Origin of the sequence: Anaerovorax odorimutans, from assembly GCF_024459955.1 — a bacterium.
Taxonomy (GTDB): Bacteria; Bacillota; Clostridia; order Peptostreptococcales; family Anaerovoracaceae; genus Hominibacterium; species Hominibacterium odorimutans_A.
Map to the genome: position 1 here is coordinate 239,926 of NZ_JANFXK010000002.1, position 22,964 is coordinate 262,889.

Sequence of the window (22,964 nt, forward strand, 5' to 3'; positions counted from 1 at the left end):
CCCCGTGAAGGTGCAGGCGGATTAATCGCCTGCGCATTGTTTTTTGGCAGGCAGTTCAGAGATGATAATGGCTGCGAACATGAGGACACACCCTAGAATCATGCGCCCCCGGAACACTTCGTTAGCCAGGGTGACGGCAAAAATTGTTCCAAATACGGTCTCCGTCGACAGCAGGATGGCCGTATGGTTGGCCGGGGCAAACCTTTGGCACAGATTCTGCAGCAAAAATGCGAAGGCAGTATTGAAAGTCACCAGATAGGCCAGTCCTAAAAGCGGCGCAAGGTGCATATTAGACAGGCTGGCCGGCGTGTCAAACAGCAGCGCTGTAATCAGCGAAAATACCGCCGCCGCCGCGATCTCCAGAAAAGTGAAAAGCGTCGCATCCATATCCTTCATAAAGATACCGATAAACACCACTTGCAGAGAAAAAGCCACCGCAAATAAAAAGGTCAGAAAATCCCCCAGTCCAATGGTAAAATCGTCCTTGAGCGTTAAAAGCGCAATGCCCGCCAGTGCGATAAAGGCCGCGACAATGATCCTTTTGGAGGGTTTCGTTTTCAGAATAATCCATGACAACAGCGGCACCAGCACTGTGTACAGGGAAATGATGAAGCTCTGTTTTCCCGGAGTTGTATATTGAAGCCCGATGGTCTGCAGGGTATTGCCCAGATACATGAGAAAGCCTATCAGTATCGCGCAGGGAATCATTTTTTTGGTCATCAGCTTGAATTTTTTCAGACAGAACAGAGCCATCACCAGCGTGGCGCCCACATAGCGGTATGCCATGATGTTCATCGGACTCATATCCTCCAAAGCAAATTTTCCGGCTACAAAACCGCCGCCCCAAAAGAGCGCCACAAACAAAAGGCCGCTATCCGCCATGACAATGTTGCGCCTGTTTTTCTGCTGTTCATTGATGTCCATAAATAAGCCTCCTGTATTTGCTTTCATGCTTCGTATTCTAAATCATTTAGCATGGAAAAGCAAATGTGACAGGAGGCTTTTTGTGTCAGGTAGCCAGTTACTGGGTCACAAAGATATTAACCTGACGGCAAAATACTACGTTGATGTGGACATGGTAGAAAAGTAGCAAGCGGTGGAGAAAATCTCCCATCTTGGCATAGAGTGATAAATATAGTTGGCAGTTCAATTCTCAAAAAAATAAAATAGCCTTGAAATATTAAAATTTCAAGGCTGTTGGTATCCCGTAGGGGAGTCGAACCCCTGTTGCCGCCGTGAGAGGGCGGCGTCTTAACCACTTGACCAACGGGACATATTAAGCTGTCGAGTTATATTATAACTTTCTTCCCGCTTCTTGTCCACAAGTTTTTCATTATTCTTTTTGAAAAAATATCGCGATTTCGTGCTGCGCCGTAAAACTGAAAATCAGGCGAAGCCGGCCCTGGCCTCCTGCCCTTGTCTGCCAGAGCTTTTGAGTTGCTGTAGGTTACTGCAAGTTGTTGCGAGTTTCCTGGCAAAAGCTGTGCCGGCGCTTTTTGATACAAAATTGATTAAAAGCGGATGAAATGTGTGGGTTTGAGGGGTTTGCGGATTTTATTCTCAGGGAATTTCACGATAAATTGAGCGGCAAGGCCGAGAAACGTTGAAAAAAGATCCGCTTTTGCCTCTTTTTTTTCCAAAAGATCCGGAATCACTTTACTGCTTTATCACTTTATCGTAAAATCCACAAAAAAAACTTTCTTTTGTGACGCAATAGGCCCGCAATCCAGCAATCAGCGGCCAGATATCTCGCTCATCCCCTTACTATCGATGCATATGAACCGTCATATACTCACCTTTATACTCATAACCCAGCTTGAGCGCCATACTCCTGGATATCAAATTCGCTGCGTCCCAACAGGGGCGGATCCCCATTTCCACGCACTTGAGCACAGTTGCCGCCGCGCAGGCCATTGCCAGTCCCCGGCACCGATGAGATTCACGGGTTGCCACCTGCAGCTCCGCTCCGCCGTCATATACCGTCATTGTTGATGCTCCGGAAACGAGAAGTCCGTTATCCAGAACTGCAAAGCCAAACCCTCTGCTCAGAAAATCATCCGCCGAGGCAAAGGTTTCGCAGAATTCTCTGGACCAGGCTTCCTTCATAGCCTGACAATATATATCCTCATCAAAGGCTTTGAGCAGAAAACCGTCCGGGACTGTCTGCGAATACTGCCGCAGCAAATCCCGGTCAAAATCATAGTCCTTTTGCACAATCCCAAAGCGGGTGACGGGCACCGGATGATTGTGAGCCTGATCCATCAGAATCCGCTCCCATTCAGGCTCGTCCTCATCGAAAATAGCCACGCTCTCATCGCCGGGGTCCGCATCGAAAAAATGCTCCGCCAGGTAAATCCCATCTTTTGAATCCGCCCTGCCGCCAAAAAAGCTGTACTCGCCGCTGATGATCAGGGCGGCCTCAGGCGATTCCCACGAACGCACAAAAGCATCTCCCATATATCCCTGCAGACAGGCGATCACCATGGAATCCTGAATGCCGCTGAACAACGGCGCGATTTTCTCCATCTCCGCTTTTCTTACTTTGATCATAATATCCTCCCGAAAGAAAGCTTCTGCGGTTCACAATCCGCACCCGTACAAATTCCGCTTATTCTTCAGTTTTATCCGCTTTATCCGCGGCCCTGCAACAAACCCTTACAGCAATCTCCCTATATTGTATAGGACAACAGCTCGATCTCCACCTCATCATCAAAGTCTTCCGGCACTACATCCACCCCGCACAGCTCATGGCCTTCCTCAGCTGAGGAGATCAGCCCAAAACTAAATGCTTCATCCCCCTCATCCGCCGGCGCGTCCAGATAATCCTTCGTATAGAACTCCAGCTGCAAATCCGCATCTGTACTGTATTCCACTACCAGCAGCCTTTCATCCCGGTCGCAGTATTCCTCCAGATCGGAAAAGTCCATCTCCAGGCAGGAGGCATCTGTCCATATATTGTGCAGATACACCCCATGAAGCCTTATTTCCACATCCTCGCCGTTCTTTCCCTTTATGGAAAAAGTCTTTGGTTCCGCGTATCGGCCGCATCCGCACCGGAGCACCTTTCCCACGAGAACCTCTTCAATGGGCTCCATCATCTCCACAGTGATACCCAGAATATCCGCGTTCCAGCTGACGTCAAACATGGCAGGATCCACGTCATAGGCCGCCAGCGCCAGCATGTCCACATCCTTTTCCATCCATTCCTGAGGCACGCATCCTTTTTCCGCGTAATGCTTAATGAGCATAATTTCCTCATAGGGCTGCTCCTCCAGATAGCTCTCAGTAACCCCTTCGGTTTCGTAGCGTTTGCCGTTTATATGAAAGGCATCGATATCCGTCACAGAAACATCGCCATCCATTTCCATGGATTCAATCAAAACCTGACGGTTTGTCTGGTCTTCATCTTCTTCCCAGTCCTCATCCTCATCCCAATCATCGTAATCCTCCATATTATCCTCATGGAGTACCATCATCCGGGAAACAACCTCCAGCTCCCCATCTTCCACCTCATCAATTTCCCTGAGGCCTAAAAGCAGGGCCTTTTTATCCTGCACCTCTATTTCTCTGCCAATCAGCACTTCTCTTTTTACCTCTGCGTGATCGTTCAACAAATCCCTCAATATCATTACAATTCCTCCTTTTGTTCTTATTATTACTAGTATAGCCTACCTGCCCCAAGAATGAAAGTCCCAATCTTTCCTGATAAACCGCAAAGATAGCTTACAAATTACGGAAAAACCAAGCGTTTGGCCATAAATTAGCAATCTAATTATATTTTTAAACAACCCAATTATTGAGCCGCATGCCTGCCTCACATAAAATGTATACAAGAAAAAGGTCGACTGCTCGTCGGCCGGTACAAGGAGGAAACAAGGATGCTCACAGAAAGACTCCGGAGAATGAAAAAGAAATATTTTGATACCATTCCCGCGATAACTGCAGAACGGCTGGTGCTGGCAACAGAGGCATATCAAAAGTTTGCAGGAGACGCGATTCCGGTCTTCCGTGCGAAGATCGTCAAATATGTAATGGAACGCATGACAACACTGGTAATGGAGGACGAGCTGATCGTGGGAACGCCCACCAACGAATATAAAGGCGCGAATCTATTCCCCGAATATACATCCAGCAAATGGCTGATTGCGGATATCGACGAATTTCCTGTAAGAAAGACTGACCCTTACCGGATCAGTCCCCAGGACAGGGAGACCATACTGGAAACCCTCAAATACTGGGACGGGAAAGCCATTGAAGACCTGGCCCCCCAGATTCTGCCGGACTACATAGAAAATGCCCGCCAGAAGGACCTCATTTCCGTGGGATGCCGCAATGGGGTTTCCGGCGAGACCATGCCCAACCACAGAAAATTTCTGGAAGTGGGACTGAAGGGATACATGGAAGAATGCCGCAGAAACATCGAGGAAACAAAGGGCGGTACCAAAGAAAAGCAGGAAAAAATCGATTTCTGGCAGGCCTGCATTATCCTCTGTGAAGGTTTGATTACCTATGCTCATCGCCTGGCCGATGAAGCGGAGCGCCAGGCCGCCGGGTGTAAGGACGCAAGGAGAAAAGCGGAGCTCATGCAGATTGCCGAAAACTGCCGCACTGTTCCGGAGAATCCGCCGCAGAGCTTCCACCAGGCCCTGCAAATGGTCTGGTTCATTCAGGTGGCCTTCCATATCGAAGCCCCTACCACTGCCTGCGGATTCGGAAGATTCGATCAGTACATGTATCCGTTCCTTGCCGCGGATTACGAGGCCGGAAGGCTTACAAAGGACGAAGCCCTGGAAATGCTGGAATGTTTTTACCTCAAGTGCTGCGAGGTCTATGAAGTGAGGGACAGATGGTATGCCAAATCCTTTGCCGGGTACCCGATGTGGGAAATCCTCATGGTCGGCGGGCAGACCCGAGAAGGATTGGACGCTACCAACGATCTTTCCTATCTGTGCCTGGATGCGGCGGCGGACCTGCAGACGACCCAGCCGGTGCTGGCAGTCCGGGTATTTGAAGGAACGCCGAAGGAGCTGATCCGCAAGGGTGCGGAAATGATTCAGCAGGGAATGGCAAATCCGGGATTCTTCAATGACGAGGCGGCGATTCCCATGACTTTGGGAAAGGGATGCACCATAGAAGAAGCCAGAGACTGGGCCATTGTCGGCTGCATTCAGCCGGGGCCCGGAGGCGGAACTACCGACGGTTCGCCGGATGCCGGTTACGTCAATGCGCCGAAGGTTCTGGAACTGGTTCTGCACAACGGCAGAGATCCCAAAACCGGAGAACTGCTCGGCCTGGAAACAGGCGACCCCCGCGATTTTAAATCAATTGAAGATTTGACTGCGGCTGTAAAAAAACAACTGGAATATTTTTACCGAATGATTAAGGACGGCTACGATCTGATGGTGCCGTATCACATGCTGCGGCTGCCGGTGATCTTCGCCTCCATGGCTATGGAGGGCTGTGTGGAATCCGGAAGGCCGGTACAGGAAGGCGGTACCAAGTACAACACTGCCGGAATGTTCATAACCGGAGCCGCCAACCTGGCCGACTCCCTGGTCGCCATTGAAGATGTAGTCTTTGATGAAAAGATGGTTACTATGGATAAGCTGATTGATGCCTTGGACAAGAATTTTGAAGGCGAGGAACGGCTTAGACAGCTGCTCATCAACAAGCCTCCGAAATTCGGCAACGATAACGAGCACGTTGACGGCGTGGCAAGAGATCTGCTGCGCTTCTGCGCCGATACGGTCCAGAGCTGGGAAGATTCCAGACACGGAAGGTATTCCTTCTGCAATCTGTCACAGACCGTAAACATTTCCCACGGGGAAGTCTGCGGGGCCACCCCGGACGGCAGACTGGCCGGCGAGCCTTACTGCGACAACTCCTCCCCAACCATGGGACGGGACCTCTGCGGGCCGACGGCAACTGTCAAATCGGTGGCAGCCATTGAACAGAAAAATTTCCACGACGGTGCCCTTTTCAACCTCCGTTTTGATCCGAAGGGAATCGAAGGCGAAAAAGGACTGAACGTCATCGAAGGGGTCATTAAAACATACTTCGACCACGGCGGTGAACATATCCAGATCAACGTGGTGGACGACGAAACCCTGCGCAAAGCACAGAGCAAGCCGGAGGATTACCGGGGCCTCATGGTTCGGGTGGCCGGATATATGGCGTATTTCACTGAACTGGATAAGGCAGCCCAGGATACCATCATCGACCGGACCGCTCATTTGAAATAACCACGGAATCAGGAGACAACATGGAAAAGGAACCTTTGCAGGCTCTCGTCGGCGGAATACAGAAATTTTCCACAGAAGACGGGCCCGGCATCAGAACCACAGTTTTTCTCAAGGGCTGTCCGCTCCGGTGCAAATGGTGCCACAACCCGGAGCTGATCGACTTTGAGCAGCATATCATCCGCATGCCCAACAACTGCATAAAATGCGGTTACTGTATAAAGGAATGTCCTCAGGAGGCTGTTTATCTTCGGGACGATAAGGAGATCGACATCCGCTGGGATTTATGCGATACTTGTCTCAAATGCGCGGACATCTGTTACGCGCAGGCCCTCAAGCCTGTCGCCCGGCTCATGACTGCGGAAGAAGTCCTCTATCAAGTAGCACAGGACAAGCAGTTTTACTCCCATACCCGGGGAGGCCTTACCATCAGCGGGGGAGAGATGCTTTCCCATCCGCGCTTTACAGAAGCTCTGATCGGTGCCGCCGGGGAGCGCGATATCTCAGTATGCCTGGACACATCCGGCTTCGGAGACGGGGACCTTTTGGAACGCCTGACTGAAAAGGAAAATGTTTCGCATGTCCTGTATGACATGAAAGCCATTGATAATAAACAGCACCTGGCTTACACGGGCCGGGAAAACAAACTGATTCTCGAAAATCTGGAACGGATCGCGAAAAACAGCCGCCTGCGGGAAAAGATTATCATGCGTATGCCCCTGATCCGGGGAATCAACGATACGGACAGCCAGATCGACCAGGCGGCGGACCTCTACCGGGATCTGGGAATCGGTAAAATAACGCTCCTTCCTTATCACAACCTGGGAGCATTGAAAGAAGAGCATATCGGCGGATCTCAAACACTTTTTGAGGCACCGGATGACGCGCGCGTCGATTCTATTAAAGAACGCTTGCAAAGCAGGACGGGCGCTGAAATAGAAATATTGGGGAGATTGTAGAGGAAGCAGGGATTTCCGCAGAACAAGCAAAAAGGAGACTCTCATGAAAAATCAACAAAAACAAGAACGAGAAACACTGGAGAGAGGTCTGAAGAGCCGTCATCTGAGCATGATTGCCATTGGCGGAACCATCGGCACCGGACTCTTCCTGGCTATGGGCGGAACCATAGCTGACGCAGGACCGGGCGGGGCGCTGGTCGCTTATATCATCATGGGGATCGTCGTATATTTTATGATGACCGCGCTGGGAGAAATGGCCACAAAGCTGCCGATTCCGGGAGCCTTTACCGCTTATGCGGACCGTTTCATCGATCCGGCCTGGGGCTTTATGAACGGATGGTGCTACTGGTTTGGCTGCTCCATGACCGTAGCCGCCGAATTGGTTGCCGGCGCCATCATCATCAAGTACTGGTTCCCCGGATCCAATTCCACCCTCTGGGCAATTCTCTTTATGGCCATTCTGCTGGCATTTAACCTCTTCTCCGTGAAAGGCTTCGGAGAAGCTGAGTACTGGTTTGCAGGAATTAAAGTGGTAGTAACTATCATATTCCTGATCGTCGGCGTGCTGATGATTCTGGGAATCATGAAGGGAGATGAAGCCGGATTTTCCAACTGGGTGCTGGACGGCGGCGATGACGGAAAAGCGCCGTTCCCCAATGGTGTCAGCGGAATCATCCTCGTATTCCTGGTGGCAGCCTTCTCCTTCTCCAATACAGAGGTCGTGGGACTGACTGCCGCAGAATCGGAAAACCCAAGGAAGGATGTGCCCAAAGCAATCAAAAGCGTATTCTGGCGTATTCTGCTCTTCTATCTGGGCACCATCGTCATAATCGCTACCATCATACCGTTTACCGAACCATCGCTGCTGGATGCGGCTGAAGATAATATTGCGGCCTCTCCCTTTACTATGGTATTTAAAAATGCTGGATTCGCTGCCGCGGCTTCTGTAATGAACGCAGTTATCCTGACCTCTGTGCTGTCATGCGGAAACTCCACCATGTACAGCGCTTCCCGTACCTTACAGGTAATGGCCAAAAAAGGCACTGCGCCGAAATTCTTCGCCAAGCTCAGCAGGACCGGGGTCCCGGTCAGAGCAGTCGTTGCTACAGCCGTAGTGGGCGCCACCGCTTTCATAGCTTCCCTGGTGGGTGACGGTATCGCTTACACAGCCGCCTACTACCTCTGCGGAATCGCCGGAGTTATCAACTGGCTGACGATCTCACTGGCCCACTATCGTTTCAGAAAGGGCTGGCTCAAGCAGGGTCACGAGCTTAGCGAGCTGGATTACAAAGCGCCGCTGTATCCTTTCGGTACGCTCTTTGCCATTGCCATCTGCATTCTGGTAACCTTGACCTGCAACTACTGGCTGTTCTCAGACTTCAACTGGTTTGACTTCATCACCTGCTATGGCATGATCCCGCTGGGATTCCTTCTCTTCTTCGGCTACAAGAAGAAGCACGGAACCAAATGGGTGAAGTACGAAGACATGGATTTTGACCCTCCCGAAGGCGTAGACAAGCACGACATATCCGCCATAGCCTGAAAATAAATTGAAATACAAAAAGACTGCCGCTGGAAAAAGCGCGGCAGTCTTTTTGTATTTGTGCGCATTGGGGCCTTGCTCCTCGCGGCCCCCCAAAAGCGCCTTGCGGCCTTAATTCGCGCCTTGTGTCCTCAAAGAAGCGCCTTGCGACCAAGGGGCTTTTTTGAGGGCTATGGTCGCGGGATTTGCTGGGAAAATCAGAATTTGGTCGCAAACCCGCAGCCGTTGTCTGCTGCACCCGGGCTGCGGTAACCTTTCACAAAATTAATGCAAAGTTACGCAAAGTTGTGGGTTTGCGGGTACCCGAAACCATAAAAAGCGAAACTTTGTGCTGGTAGCCATTTCCGAGGCCGCCGGATTGTCGAAAAATGCGTAACTTTTTGAAAAAATCCGGATTAGTTACCGGTTGGATACTGCGCCTCACGCAGACCGGCCCTCTTCCTTTTCCCCAGATTCCGCAGGCGCGGTTCTTGCACTCATCACTTCCATGAACACCAGGCTGGCGATAATGACTGCTCCTCCCGCCCAGCCGAACAGCCCCAGCTGCTCGCCCAAAAGCACGGCGGAAAAGATGGCTCCCGAGGCAGGCTCCAGAGCGCACATGATCCCAACGCGGGTAGAGGGTACGTATTTCTGTCCAACCGCCTGCAGAAGGTAAGCAATCGCTGTACAGAACAGCCCGATGAAAATCAGCACGCACCAGTCAAAGCCTGCGGGCCGCACCTGCCAGGCCCCGGTAAAGACGGCGGCAATGGACCCGTAAACAGCAATGAAAATCATCATCAAAACGGAAAGCAAAGTCGGGTCGTTCCGCTCGTCCTTTGTCATTCGATCCAGAAAAACGATCTGCAGGGAACCCGCCAGGGAGCCGCCGATACAGATGATATCTCCCAAAGCAAAGCTCAGGCCCATGTCCGAGGAATAACTGAGCAGGAAGATTCCCGCAAGGCACATGGCCACGCTGGCCACCGTAATCTTGGAAATCTTCTGCTTATAGATCATCCAATTGAGAAAGGGAATGATGACAAACCCCAGACAGCTGAAAAAGGACGCTTTCGAAGACGTCGTGTAGCGGATGCCCACTGTGGCGAACACATACATGATGAAAATCAGGAACGAGAGTATAAAGGCATTTTTCACCACAGTACGGTTGAGCAGCCGAAAGCGCCGATGGAATACGGCGGAAAGAAATATGGCGGCAATGATGAACCGGATGGCAATAATCAGAAAGGCGGGCAGATCTTCCGTCGCTTTGAGTGCCGGAAACCCCGCTCCCCACATGAGGGTGCAGACAATGATGCCCAGCGCCGCCAAACGTTCTTTTTTCTTCATCTCCATAGTTTTCTGTCTCTCCAATCTTTCAAAATCTATATTTCCTGAATAACGGCAAACTCCGCGCCCACCTCCCGCAGCGAGAAGTTGACCATCAGGCTTTCCTCCACGTTCTCTGTAAAAACGTCTACCTTAGGTGCGCAGTAAGCGGCAATTCCCAGATCCACGGCCGGGGAAAAAACCTCCGGGTAGCCCAGTTTGTTCATGAGGTCAAAAGCGCTGTTCTGACTGGTCAGCTCATATTTTGTCACCGCAAATCGACCCTTCAGGCGGCTCAATGTCACATTCAGATCAATTTCATTGTTGAATTTATAGACGATATCTTCCGCCTCATGAAGGGTGGCTGACCGGCTGCACAGCTGATTGGTAGCCGTATCGTAGTTATAGGCGGTAATCATAAAGATCTGCCTTTGTCCGTCCAGCCTGACGACCGCGTAATGCTTGCCCCAGGTCAACAGGTCGCCCTGCATTTTCGCCAGAGCCGTATACCCGTAATATGACGGCTTGGGAATTCCGCAGGAAGTGAGAATCCCCGCCTCTCCCCGCAGCCGCAGCTCATCTCCTTCTCCGGGATCCCGCAGCCGTATGTGAATCGGCTCGTTCCCCAGAATTCCTTTATATAAAAGCAGCGGCACACAAGCCACCGTGTCCAGCCCGTATGCCTGTGCGGCAGCAAGGCCGGAAGCGGCCTGAACCGTTACCTCGAAGCCTCTAGCACGCAGCTGTTTTTCCAGCTCCTGCTTTGGAGTCCCGTCATCGCCCCCTGTTTCCAAAAGAACCTGGGGCTCCCCCAGCTCCCTGAGCAGGAAAAACAATCGCGGCCCCAGCATCCGATAGTCTTCCGGGGTAACGATCACTCTGAAAAACGGACGCAGAACCTTAATCTCACGTTTTGCGGCATCCACAATCAGATCCAACTTGAGGTTGCTGACGCTCTCCTGACCGGTAATCTGCGAGTCAATAAAGGAAAGTGTCCTTCTGACGATGGAAATACTGCTGCTGTCGTTAACCCGCTCCATTTTTTCCGGATAGATCGCCGATTTGACCCGTGCTCCGTATAGCTCCCGATGCTGCTCCGGCGTTCTTCCAAACCACCTCAGGAAAAACTTTTCATAATATGCGGCAGTGGAAAATCCCACCTCCCTGGCCACAGTATGGATCTTCCTGCGCATATCCAAAAGCGGAATTTCCGAAAGCTCCACCCTGGCAAAGCAGAGAAAGTCCCGAAAGCTCATGCCAATGTTATCCTTAATCAGGTGGGACAGATAGTAGGTGCTCAAATGCTCCATATCCGCCAGGTCATCCAGGGTTATCTTTCTTGCGTGCTCCGCGTAAATATATTCGATGATCCGGCTGACCCTTTCCACCTGCACGGGATCATCGCTTCCCGAATTGACGATGGTTTCGCCGTTGAAGGCAAAAAGATTGAAATGCCGGTCAAGGCAGTCGATCAGTTCAATCGTCAGGTCGATACATTCCTGCTTGTAATGCAGGCTTTTCTTCAAATAGTTGAGCAGAATCAGCAGAAGCACCTTCCGCAGATAATCCAGATTCGGGTCCGTGCGGTCCGGATTGTAGGTTCGGTAACAGCTTCTGGAAAGGCGAGGAAAATATTGGGAGAAAAAAGCATTGCTGATCTGGATAATAGCCGTGATGTTGTCCCCTTTCGTCCTGTACATGCTGTGGACCTCGTGGCCGTTGCTGGCGAAAACGCTGCCTTCCGGCATCCTGTACACGCAGCTTCCGTTTTTCAGCTCGAGCTCGCCTTTCAGCACGTAAACCAATTCCACATCCTGATGAAAGTGAAGGGGGTATTCCGTTATATTGACAATTTTAATATTGATGGGAAAATCGTCCGCATAGGCAATTTTTTCTGCTAACATCTCCGTTCCTCTCTGGCAATTCTTTTCAATGCGCGCAAAACGCTCTACAGAAGATGGGTCTATTATACTACATCACACCGCTCATTACACGAGGTCCAAAGGCTTTTTCTCAGCAATCCGGTTTATATTTATAGCAACCCAATAGTTGCCGCCTGACCGTCGGCGGCTTACAATGGAAGCATAGCTTTTACATTGGAGGAACAGAAATGAATACAACACCTGTATTGAGGCAGACCATCGCTCTTCCCGACGGTTCGGAAATGCCCAGGCTGGGTCAGGGTACCTGGAAAATGGGGGAAAACGACGCAAATTTTCATCAGGAGGTAGAAGGCCTGAAATTTGGAATTGAAATCGGCATGAACCTCATCGACACGGCGGAAATGTACGCTGACGGAAAGGCGGAAAATATAGTAGGAAACGCAATTCGTCCCTTTTCAAGAAAGGATCTTTATCTGGTGAGCAAGGTCTACCCGGACAATGCCTGCCGGGCGCATATCTACAGCAGTCTCGCCCGCTCGCTGAAGCTGATGGAAACCGACTATCTGGACCTTTATCTGCTGCACTGGCGGGAAAACGCCGATTTGGCGGAGGTGGCCTACTGCATGGAGGATCTCCGGCAGCAGGGAAAAATCCGGCGCTGGGGAGTTTCCAATTTTGATGTGGACGACATGGAGGATCTCTGGAGGGTGCCGGACGGAAAGAATTGCTGCGTCAATCAGATCCTGTACAACCTGGGGACCAGGGGCATTGAATATGATCTGCTCGCCTGGCAGCGGGAAAAGGGCGTGCCCTTCATGGCCTACAGTCCGGTAGGACAGGCCGGCGCCCTCACAACCCAGGACGGCGTTTCCAAGGCCATGCTCATGAGCGACAAAAACGTTTTGGAAGTCGCTGAAAGACATGGGATCTCCGTTGTTCAGCTGCTGCTTGCCTTTGTCCTGCGTCTTGAAGACATGGCGGCGATTCCCAAGGCCACGGCGCCTGCCCATATTGAAGAAAACGCGGCTGCCTCCCGCATCGTCCTCACCGATGAGGACCTGGAACAGCTGGAGCAATCCTTTCCCGCGCCCAGACAAAAAATACCCATGGAAAAATACTGATGCGGCAGAGACCGCTCAGTCCGGCGGATTCTGCGAAGTTACAGCAGTTTCCGCTTTTTCATAATCAGAATCACCAGCACACAGATGACGGCGATCCCGCCGCAGATCATACCAAAACCGTATTGTATATGGGAAAGGGGCATCCACTTCTCATCCACGTTCATTCCATAGAGTCCGGAAACGATGGTGGGAATACCCATAATCAGCGTCACGGAGGTCAGCAGCTTCATGACCCGGTTCAGCTTGTCGTTGAGCACAGAGGCGATCAATTCTCTGGACCCGTGGATGATACTGATGTAAATATCAGTCATTTCCGCCGCCTGCTTGATCTCAATTACCACATCGTCCAGCAGCTCTTTATCCTCCGAATATTTTTTGATCCGCTCATAGCGCACAAGACGGTCGATGACCAGCATATTGGATTTTAAAGACGCAGTAAAGTAGACCAGATTGGATTCCAGCTCATGGAGATCGATCAGGTCCGTGTCCTCAGCAATGTTGTTGATGGCACGGGTCTCGATCTCCTTTCTGGTCTTGTCGATATAGCGCAGGAGCCTTTGATATTCCACAGCTACGGAATACAGCACCTGATATACAAAACGCATCTGCTTCTTGGTGCTGAGCGAGCGCATGCTTTTCTTCCCAAAGATGGAGAAGATGTCGCTGGCCTCGGAACAGACGGTGATGATGGCCGTTTCCGTCAGAAAAATACCCAGAGGGATCGTCGTGTAGGCATCCCTCCCATGGCGCGTTTCCTGACTGGGAATATCGATCACAATAAAGGTATAACCGGATTCCTGTTCGACTCGGGAGGTTTCTTCATCGTCCAAAATGGCGACAATGTCATTGGTATCAATATCATATTTTCCTGCAATCAGCTGGATCTCTTCCATGGTGGGATCCACCAGATCGACCCAGATCCCTTCTTCAAAATCTTTCCGCTCAGACAGAATCCCGCCGTCGGTTCTATAAAGTTTCATCATTGCCCTTACCTCCCGTTTTTCGTCTTGTTACAGTTTATACGATAAAGGGGCGCCCGTCAATTCGCGGAAGGCAACAAAGCCTTGATTATAGCCGCTCTGCGGGGTATAATAGTGGGGCAAAGTTTTGAAAAGAGAGGATCACACATATGAATTACGATAAACTGGCGGAACTCCTGTTTCCGCAGATCACCAAGACACCGGAGGATTACGAAAAGATCTTTCCGCCCCGTCAGCTTCCTGAGGGCGCAAAGGTCACCAGGCTGGGCCCCAGCCCCACAGGCTTTATTCATCTGGGAAACCTGTACGGTGCTTTTGTGGATGAAAGGCTGGCCCATCAGAGCGGCGGCATCTTTTATCTGAGAATCGAAGATACGGACGACAAGCGCTATGTGGAAGGAGCGGTGGAGACCATTATCACATCGCTGGACTTCTTTGGCATTGACTTTGACGAGGGTGCGACAATCGACGGTTCTGTCGGCGATTACGGCCCGTACTATCAGAGCCAGCGGGGGGAAATCTATCAGTGCTATGTGAAGGAGCTGCTGAAAAAAGGGCAGGCCTATCCCTGCTTCCTCACCGAAGAAGAGATTGCCGATATCCGCAAAAAACAGGAAGAAAATAAGGAAAATCCGGGAATTTACGGTGAATACGCGCCCAGCAGGAATCTTTCCCTGGAGGAAATTCAGGCCAATATCGAAGCCGGAAAGCCCTATGTCATCCGTCTTAAATCCGACGGGCATCAGGACCCGGAGAAGGCCAGGTCCATTTCCGTGGAGGACGGCATCCGCGGCGTACTGACCATGCCGGAAAACTATCAGGATGTGGTTATTCTCAAAGCGACCGGGATTCCGACTTACCATTTTGCCCATGCAGTTGACGATCACCTCATGCGCACAACCCATGTAATCCGCGGTGAAGAATGGATCTCTTCCCTGCCGATCCACGTGGAGCTTTTTGAAAAGCTGGGATTTGAAATGCCGCTGTTCTGTCACACGGCTCAGCTGATGAAGCTGGACAACGGCAACAAACGCAAGCTTTCCAAGAGAAAAGACCCGGAGCTTTCTCTGGACTATTACAGGCAGGAAGGCTACATGCCGCAGGCCGTAAGGGAATACCTGCTGACAATCCTCAATTCCAATTACGAGGAATGGCGTCAGGCCAACCCGGATGCCGATGCCGCCGACTTCCCGTTCCAGGCGGAAAAGATGAGCAACTCCGGCGCCCTTTTCGATCTGGACAAGCTCAATGACGTTTCTAAGGATGTTCTGGTTAAGATTCCCGCAGCGGAGCTTTGCTCTTTCATGAAGAAATGGGCCGCGGAATTCAAACCTGAAGTTCTGCCGCTCTTTGAGGGAAACGAAGCATATATTGAAAAAATTCTCGATCTGGGCAGAAACGGTAAGAAGCCCAGAAAGGACCTGATCTGTGGAAAACAGATCTTCGAATTCATTCGCTATTTCTTCGATGATTATTTTGAAATCGAGGATGCTTATCCGGAAAACGCTGCTCCGGATGCCAAAGAGATTTTGAGCAGATATCTGCAGACCTATGACCACGGCGACGACCAGAGCCAGTGGTTCGATAAGATCCGGGCCATTGCGGAGGACCTGGGCTATGCCGGCCGTCCAAAGGATTATAAGAAGAATCCTGACCAGTACAAGGGTCATGTCGGTGATGTGAGTACCGTGATCCGTATCGCGGTCATGGGCCGCAGCCAGTCCCCGGACGTCTGGGAAATTCAGCAGATTTTAGGTGAAGAACGGACAAAGGCCAGAATTGAGGCACAGATTCAAAGCTAAAACCGCTGACCGGGAAAACTGCCGGTGAGATGATATCGAATATAAAAAGCGCCTGCCTTCATACACATTTGTATGGGAGGCAGAGCGCTTCTTTTTTATTCATGTTTTTTCATCTTTTAGGCATCTCAAAATCAGCAAGCGCTTTGTTAAGATAATCGTTGAAAGGCTTCATCCTTTTGAAGATATCCACCGCAGTCGTCAGGAACGCCTGCGGGTCCTTCAGGTCTTCATCTTTGACCGCATATTCCAGATACCAGCTTTTGTATTTCAGGAATTCCGCCTGAGGATGCTCCTTGTCATAGCCCCTGGGCACATTCTTCAGCGCCGTTCCCTGGACGGTAAAATACTTTTGGAAATCGGGATCACAAATGATCTGTTCCCACTCTTTGGGATTCGCGGAAATATAGTCCCTGACCATTGCCGTAGCATCTTTAAACATGTCGGCGAACAGGCCCCCGCCGAGGAAGGACTGATCTCCGGGTTTAATCATAATATAATAGCCGACAGGCACCGGAAGCTTTCCCTTTGAAGCGATATGCGCACGAAACGCGGGGTTATAGGGCGACTTGTCATGGGAAAAACGCGTGTCCCTCACCAGCTTGAAGGTCAGGTCTCCGGGTACATTGTGTATGATACTGCTGTCCGTCTTTCCAATTTCAAGGATCAATTCCTGCAGCAGTTCTTCAAACTGCGCGTTCGCTTCCTTTAGCTCCCCCTTGTGGGCATGATACCATTCGCGGTTGTTGTTTTGGCTGAGCTCCGATAAATAGTTTAAAATCGATTCCGTATTCATAGATTTCTACCTCCTATATCATTAGACGCCCGCCTGCCCGCCGTGTGACAAAAAACTTTTATTCTTCCTCTTCAAAGATAAAAGTATAGAGCGTTTGGTAGAGTTTCTGCGGATCGATCGGTTTCGCCAGGTGAGCGTTCATGCCCGCCGCCTTGCTCTTTTCGATATCATCGTCGAAAGCATTGGCCGTCATGGCAATGATGGGAACACTTCCGGCATCCTTGTTGCTGAGATGACGGATATTGACCGTCGCGGCCAGCCCATCCATCAGCGGCATACGAATATCCATCAGAATCGCGCTGTAATAACCTTCTTCCGATTTACTGAACATTTCCATGGCCCGCAGACCGTTCTCTGCGGATTCTACCAGGAATCCCTTGCTTTCCAGCAGCATTACCGCCACTTCCGTATTGATGGCATTATCCTCGGCAAGGAGAATCCGTTTTCCAGTAAAGTCGTAATCTAACTGTTCTTCTTTATGTTCCCGCTCTTCTTTTTCTCCCATTGCTTTTGAAAAAGCGGAGACCAGAGAGGATTTGAACATCGGTTTGCTCATCAGCAGGTTGACTCCCGCCAGCTTGGCCTCGTGCTCAATGGAACTCCAGTCATATGCGGTAATGATAATGATCGTTACCTCCGGCCCCACGATCTCGCGGATTCGTCTGGCGGTTTCGATTCCATCCATTTCCGGCATCTTCCAGTCAATTAAAATCATATCGTAATATTTTCCGGACTCCCAGAGCATCTTGACTTGATTGATGGCCTTACGGCCACTGTCCACCCATTCGGCTTTGACGCCCATTTCCCGCAAAGTAACCACTGCGCTCTCACATACGGCAACATCGTCATCCACGACCAGCGTTTTCAGATGAGAAAAATTGTGGTGGTGTTTTTTCTGATGATTGCGGTGCTTTTCGTCATCCTTGAGTCCCAGCTTCACATCTACGGTAAATTCAGTGCCGATACCCTTGATGGAGCGCACGGTAATGCTGCCGTCCATCATATCCACAATGTTCTTGCTGATGGCAAGACCCAGCCCCGTACCGCCGTATACGGCAGTTGTTCCGGTAGATTCCTGTGAAAAAGGTTCGAAGATATGGGGAAGGAATTCCTCGCTCATGCCGACGCCCGTATCGTTAACGACGAATCTTAACACAGCATCGTTCTTTGTCCGCTTTCGCTGGGAGACGGAAAGCGAAACCGTTCCACCCTCTCCTGTAAACTTGATCGCATTGCTCAAAATGTTTATAAGTACCTGCTGCAGCTTCATGGCATCGCCAATATAGCAGTCGCTCAGCACAGGGTCGATGATACATTCATATCCCACATCTTTGGCCGCAGCCTGCGTATAGCATATGGAATTGACCCCTCCCAGGAATTCCTCCGTGGGGATCTCTTCGTTTTTCAACAGCATTTTGCCGCTTTCGATTCGGCTCATATCCAGAATGTCGTTAATCAGCGAGAGCAGAAATCTGGATGAAATTCCGATCTTGGAGATGCATTCGGCTACCCGGTCATCATCACCGATGGCCTGAGCCGCAATGGTACTCATGCCGATGATGGCATTCATGGGCGTGCGTATTTCATGACTCATACGGGAGAGGAAATCCGTTTTCGCCGCATTGGCCTGCTCTGCGGCCACAAGCGCCGAGGCCAGCTCCTCTTTCTGTCTCTGCTCCTGCCGGACGACATCCGTAAGATCCGTGCGGGCAACACACACCCGCTTCAATTCTTTACTTATATAGAACACCTGGAACCGCTTGATCCTTGGATTTTTACCATCTCCATCGTGCATTTCCACTACAAAGTTATAGAAATCCTTCTGCTCCAGCTGCTCTTCCATATAGGCATACTCCAGATTGCACAGATATGCCTCTTTTGAAGCCGCATCCATCAGGCGGTCAGCGGCAATCCGAATTTCCTTCTGAAAATTCCCCTGCTTTGGAATCCTGCACCTTTGGCTTCTTGGCAGGGAGAGAATACGGTAGAAATCCTGAGCCACATCAATCTCCATGATGTTGTCGTAATCCAGATCAGCGATCCGATTCAACAGCTGTTCCTGAAGCTTCTGTTCCGTGATATCCAGGGTGTAGAAGAACATAATGACATCCCCGCTCTCCGGATTGAGGCAGGAGCGAAGTCTCGTGCTTCCCCAGAAAATGCTGCCGTCATTGCGCCACCGCAGATAGTCGAACTGATAGTCCACTTTTCCGGCCGCATAGTCGGTCAGCACTTTTTCCCGATCAAGCTCTCTGTTGATTTTACTTCCATACTCTTGATCCACTGCGGAATTCACCAGATTTTCTATCGTATCAAAATAAGAATCTCCTACCCTGGCCACTGACACATCCGCTGTGGAAAGATACGTTTCCAGCCTGTCCTGGGTAACATTGAGCGTTCCCTGAATACTTCCCTCCTCGGAAGCCAGATCCGCAAAATAGGCCAGTTCCTGCTCGTATAGCTCTCTGACCCTCTCATGCAGCTGTTTCTCTTCCGTAATATCAATAAAAACGCAGTAAAAATACGGTTCACCGTCTTCTTCCACAAACAGCTGTGCCTTTACGGAGACCCATTTGAGATCCCCGTTCTTACAGCGCAGTCTGTTTTCAACCTGTATGCTGTTTCCGCTCTCAAGCTGCCGTGCCAAGGTTTCCTGCAGATTTTTAAAGTCGTCATCGGAAAAAACAACCTCTGACATGCGGTTTCCCATAGCCGCAAATTCTTCCCGTGTGTATCCAAGGAACTCAAAAAGACCATCATTGGCATCAATGATAGAGAGTTCCTTATCATACCGGCATCGAAAAACAGCGCCGGGAATATTGTTGTAAAGATGCAGCACCTCTTCCTGTGCCTGCTTTTGCGCGTTGATATCGATACAGACCGAGGCAATTGCCGGGCGCCCGTCCTCGGCTGTAGTCCGTCTCCCCAAATCATGAACCCAGATATAGGAGCCATCCTTTTTCTTCATTCGATATTCAATGATGTATTCATTTCCCCTGTCCAGCTGCTCCGTCACCGAGGCATCCACCATCTTCCGGTCATCGGGGTGCATACAGTTGTTGATCAATCCATCAATATCAGCTACAAACTCTTCCTCATTTTCATATCCCAGGTAATCCAGCATCTTCTGATTGATGAAATAAAACGGAAAGCCTTCTTCTATGTAACCACCCATCATACCGCCGGGCAGGGAATCGTTGAGAAGGGACTGCCTTTGCCGTGCGATTTCTCCCATTACTAAGGTCTGCGGATAGTGCTCACCGCCCCGCTGGCTGCTCCCTGGCTCCGCCGCATGAAAGCTGCAGATTTTCCACGGCCCGTCCTGCTCCCGCAGAAGGGAAAAAAATACGCGCAGGTGCCAGGTATACATCGAATTTTTCAGGTCCATATCCATAGACAGGTTGTACACGTTTTCCGTCAGCTGCTGATGGTGAATGGCAGAGAGTGTACAGCTAAAGGGTTCCCTCATCTCCTCAATGTCCTGACGGATGTATTCCGTCATATCCGCTTTCCCCTGAGCGAATTCGTCTTTGCCTGTCCCTACAAATGCAATTGATTCCGCAAGCAGCGCGGCTGCGCCTTCGCCATCACATTTTTCAAACCAGCTGCTGCAAAATTGCCGTACGATTTCCTCTGCTGAATTGTTGTGCTTCATATCTTCGGCTCCTTCCACAGACAGCATCCTCCTTTGTTATTGGACTTCGCGCCATACAGAGCCTCATCGGCTCTTCCAAGCATCTCCGGAAGGGTTTCTTCTCCACTGCCGCTGATGGTGACGCCTCCCGAACACGCGGTCGAAAATCCTTCCTGAACGTAATGATTCTGAAATGCTTTACATATTTCTTCGCCCTTTTTAAGGGCAGTTTCCTCGGATCCCAGCTTTTTCATGATAACTACAAACTCATCTCCTCCGAAGCGGGATATGATATCGGAGCTTCTCGTATGGGCATGCAGAACCTCGCTGAAATCTTTGAGCATGCGGTCTCCTTCCGCATGGCCGAAGGAATCGTTGATCTGTTTCAGGTTGTCCAAATCAAACAGGTAAACAGCTGCGGGGAAATCTTCTTTTTGCAGAGCTTCCACGGCGGCATCCAGTCCCCGTCGGTTGAGAAGCTTAGTCAGATAATCTCTGTAAGCGTCGTCCTGCAGCATCTGGCGCTGCTTGCGGAAAGATGTGATGCCTCTGACATTCATAACCCGCCTCCACAGGCTCTTCTGTGAATGAGGCTTGAAGGCAAAATCATCCGCTCCTGTAACGAGCGCTTTTTCCTCAAGCTCTTCATCCGCAGGGGCCGTAGCAATTACGGAAATGTCCCATGCGTTTTTCTCCTTGCGCAGTATTTCTAAAACGGAAAAGCCGCCCCGTTCATGCAGAGTCAGGCTCAGGATTACTGCCGCCAGCTGATCCTCATGGCTTACGATGCAGGAAATGGCCGATTCGGCGTCTCCTGCTTCCAGAACGCGGTATTTGCTTTCAAATGTCTCCCTCACTTCCCGGCGATACTGCTCGTCCTCGTCAGCCACCAGCAGGACCTGCGGACGATGACCCTTATCCTGGCAGCAGTCCGCCTTCCTCTGCGCCGCCGCTTCTTCCTCGCTTTTGAGCAATTTTTCAAACTCCCTGGCAGGCATAGGTTTTGCGAAGTAGTATCCCTGCACATAATCACAGCCCAGCTCGCATAAACGCTCCCATTGTTCTTTTGTTTCCACGCCTTCTGCCACAACGCTCAGTTCCATCCAGCGGGCAAGTCCCATGATAAAGCGCAGAATACCTTCTTCGGCGGGTTTTGCCGTCTCGCTCTGAATGAACTTCATATCCAGTTTGAGAATATCCAATGGCATCTCGTTGAGCATGTTCAGAGAAGAATATCCCGTCCCGAAATCATCCATCTCTATGATGAAGCCCAGTCCGCGCAGATGATCGAGCGTATCAATGATCTGCTCCTGATTTTCCGTATAGGCGCTCTCTGTGATTTCCAGATGCAGAAGCGACGGCGAAAGCTGATATTTCTCTATAAAGCCAACTAAAACGTCTGCGAGATTCGCCTGATAAATATCGGCCCGGGACACATTTACTGAGATGGGAATACGTGGATACCCCTGATCGATCCACTGACGGAGAATGGCGCAGGACCGTTCCCATACGAACTGATCCAGTTTTGTAATAAATCCGTTTTTTTCAAACAGCGGTATGAATTCCGCCGGGGACAGAAAACCCCATTCAGGATGATTCCAGCGCACCAGGGCTTCGGCTCCGGCAAGGCGGCCTTCCCCCTCGGTCGCGTATTTCGGCTGCAGATAGACGAGAAATTGCTCTTCTGACAGAGCCCATTCCATACTGTCTGTAATCTCCTGCTCACGGAGCAGCTTGTTTCTCAGGGTCTCATCATAGACGGCAAAGTGTTTTCCGTACTGACCTTTAATACTGCTGGAGGCAAGAAACGCCCGGTCGCACATCTGCTCCACTGAAATCGTCCGGTCCTTAACCGCGTAAACGCCCCATTTCAGCACAACGCTCTTTGTATTGGACAGCATGTTGAGCTGAGATTCGTTTTGAACAAACAGTTCATCTGTGTAATCGCTGCTGCGCTCCACCAGACAGGCAAACTGGTCCGCGTTAAAGCGGCCGCATATACCGTCTTCGCCCACAAGCTTCCTGTACATATCCGCTACGCCGCAAAGAAGACGGTCTCCGGCGGGGACGCCGAATATATCGTTGATAAGCTTAAAGTTTTCGATGTCGGAACAGATGATATCATATTCCTGCTCCGGGTTTTTTAAAAGGCTCTCATTGACACGCCGATAAAAAAATTCTTTACTGTAGAGTCCTGTCAGCTGGTCGTACTGAAATTGGTTAATCATGGCGGCAGTCTCCCGCAAGTGAATAATACTGGCGACTCTGTGTAGAATAACCTGCGGATTATATGGTTTCGGAACATAATCCGACGCACCATGGGCCAGCGCTGAAACTTCGTCGGATTCACTATCGCTCTGAGTCGTCACAATCACGGGGATTGCGGAAATGGCCGGCTCCGCCTTCGCCAGATTAAGGAACGTGTAACCGTCCATCACCGGCATGATAATATCCAAAAGAATCAGTGCGATCTCCTCTGCGTGATCTGCTAATATGGCTAGAGCTTCTTTTCCGTTTTCCGCTTCTAAGACAACGTACTGCGGCGTCAGGATTTCTCGCAGCATAGCTCTGTTTATATCATTATCCTCTACGACTAAAATTTGTTTTTGCGGCATCTCTATTTAACCTCTCAGCTTGAATTGACTGGTATCCGAGAAAAATCCGCCTGATGGAACAGCAGATTTTTTCTCTTTTTTTCA

General features: G+C 50.5%; 14 protein-coding genes and 1 tRNA gene. 5 read left to right on the plus strand and 10 right to left on the minus strand.

The annotated features are described in order from the left end of the window. Positions 1–21 precede the first annotated feature (21 nt). The 4 genes from NE619_RS03290 to NE619_RS03305 form a co-directional block, all read right to left on the minus strand. Entirely contained in the window at positions 22–924 is a 903-nt protein-coding gene (locus tag NE619_RS03290) for a DMT family transporter (protein ID WP_256130936.1), read from the minus strand. Between the two features lie 274 nt (positions 925–1,198). Further along, positions 1,199–1,273 (minus strand) — tRNA-Glu (locus NE619_RS03295). Between the two features lie 491 nt (positions 1,274–1,764). Further along, positions 1,765–2,550 (minus strand): GNAT family N-acetyltransferase, encoded by a 786-nt coding sequence (locus tag NE619_RS03300; RefSeq protein WP_256130937.1) that lies wholly within the window; start codon positions 2,548–2,550, stop codon positions 1,765–1,767. A gap of 119 nt (positions 2,551–2,669) precedes the next feature. After that, complete coding sequence (locus NE619_RS03305) at positions 2,670–3,629, minus strand: hypothetical protein (RefSeq protein ID WP_256130938.1); 960 nt, start codon at positions 3,627–3,629, stop codon at positions 2,670–2,672. A 249-nt stretch (positions 3,630–3,878) separates the two neighbouring features. Here NE619_RS03305 and NE619_RS03310 point away from each other — a divergent pair, with 249 nt between their 5' ends. The 3 genes from NE619_RS03310 to NE619_RS03320 are packed head-to-tail and all read left to right on the plus strand — an operon-like array spanning position 3,879 to position 8,741. After that, positions 3,879–6,242, plus strand: coding sequence for a glycyl radical protein (locus NE619_RS03310; protein WP_256130939.1), 2,364 nt, complete (start codon positions 3,879–3,881; stop codon positions 6,240–6,242). Positions 6,243–6,262: 20 nt separating this feature from the next. Continuing rightward, positions 6,263–7,198 carry a glycyl-radical enzyme activating protein gene (locus NE619_RS03315; RefSeq protein WP_256130940.1) on the plus strand — a complete coding sequence of 312 codons (936 nt, stop codon included), beginning with the start codon at positions 6,263–6,265 and terminating at the stop codon, positions 7,196–7,198. 43 nt (positions 7,199–7,241) lie between these two features. Then, positions 7,242–8,741 (plus strand): amino acid permease, encoded by a 1,500-nt coding sequence (locus tag NE619_RS03320; protein WP_256130941.1) that lies wholly within the window; start codon positions 7,242–7,244, stop codon positions 8,739–8,741. Positions 8,742–9,161: 420 nt separating this feature from the next. On the opposite strand, the gene NE619_RS03325 is transcribed toward NE619_RS03320, so the two are convergent. Together NE619_RS03325 and NE619_RS03330 are read right to left on the minus strand one after the other, a co-directional pair. Continuing rightward, positions 9,162–10,079: a DMT family transporter gene (locus NE619_RS03325; protein ID WP_256130942.1), complete on the minus strand. Its 918-nt coding sequence runs from the start codon at positions 10,077–10,079 to the stop codon at positions 9,162–9,164. A 29-nt stretch (positions 10,080–10,108) separates the two neighbouring features. After that, positions 10,109–11,956, minus strand: a complete 1,848-nt coding sequence (locus tag NE619_RS03330; protein ID WP_256130943.1) for a helix-turn-helix domain-containing protein — start codon at positions 11,954–11,956, stop codon at positions 10,109–10,111. Positions 11,957–12,162: 206 nt separating this feature from the next. On the opposite strand from NE619_RS03330, the gene NE619_RS03335 reads away from it, so the two are divergent. Continuing rightward, positions 12,163–13,056 (plus strand): aldo/keto reductase, encoded by an 894-nt coding sequence (locus NE619_RS03335; RefSeq protein ID WP_256130944.1) that lies wholly within the window; start codon positions 12,163–12,165, stop codon positions 13,054–13,056. 38 nt (positions 13,057–13,094) lie between these two features. Here the strand turns inward: NE619_RS03335 and NE619_RS03340 are convergent, their stop codons facing one another. Next, positions 13,095–14,039 carry a magnesium transporter CorA family protein gene (locus NE619_RS03340; protein ID WP_256130945.1) on the minus strand — a complete coding sequence of 315 codons (945 nt, stop codon included), beginning with the start codon at positions 14,037–14,039 and terminating at the stop codon, positions 13,095–13,097. Positions 14,040–14,185: 146 nt separating this feature from the next. On the opposite strand from NE619_RS03340, the gene gltX reads away from it, so the two are divergent. After that, positions 14,186–15,838, plus strand: a complete 1,653-nt coding sequence (gene gltX, locus NE619_RS03345; protein WP_256130946.1) for a glutamate--tRNA ligase — start codon at positions 14,186–14,188, stop codon at positions 15,836–15,838. Between the two features lie 109 nt (positions 15,839–15,947). Here the strand turns inward: gltX and NE619_RS03350 are convergent, their stop codons facing one another. Genes NE619_RS03350 through NE619_RS03360 form a run of 3 tightly spaced genes read right to left on the minus strand, consistent with a single transcriptional unit; the run spans position 15,948 to position 22,880 of the window. Continuing rightward, positions 15,948–16,631, minus strand: coding sequence for a DUF2461 domain-containing protein (locus NE619_RS03350; protein WP_256130947.1), 684 nt, complete (start codon positions 16,629–16,631; stop codon positions 15,948–15,950). A gap of 58 nt (positions 16,632–16,689) precedes the next feature. Continuing rightward, positions 16,690–20,304, minus strand: a complete 3,615-nt coding sequence (locus tag NE619_RS03355) for a response regulator (protein WP_330640658.1) — start codon at positions 20,302–20,304, stop codon at positions 16,690–16,692. After that, a complete protein-coding gene (locus tag NE619_RS03360) occupies positions 20,283–22,880 on the minus strand; it encodes an EAL domain-containing protein (protein ID WP_256130948.1) in 2,598 nt (865 codons plus the stop codon). The genes NE619_RS03355 and NE619_RS03360 overlap by 22 nt, the downstream gene beginning before the upstream one ends. Positions 22,881–22,964 lie beyond the last annotated feature (84 nt).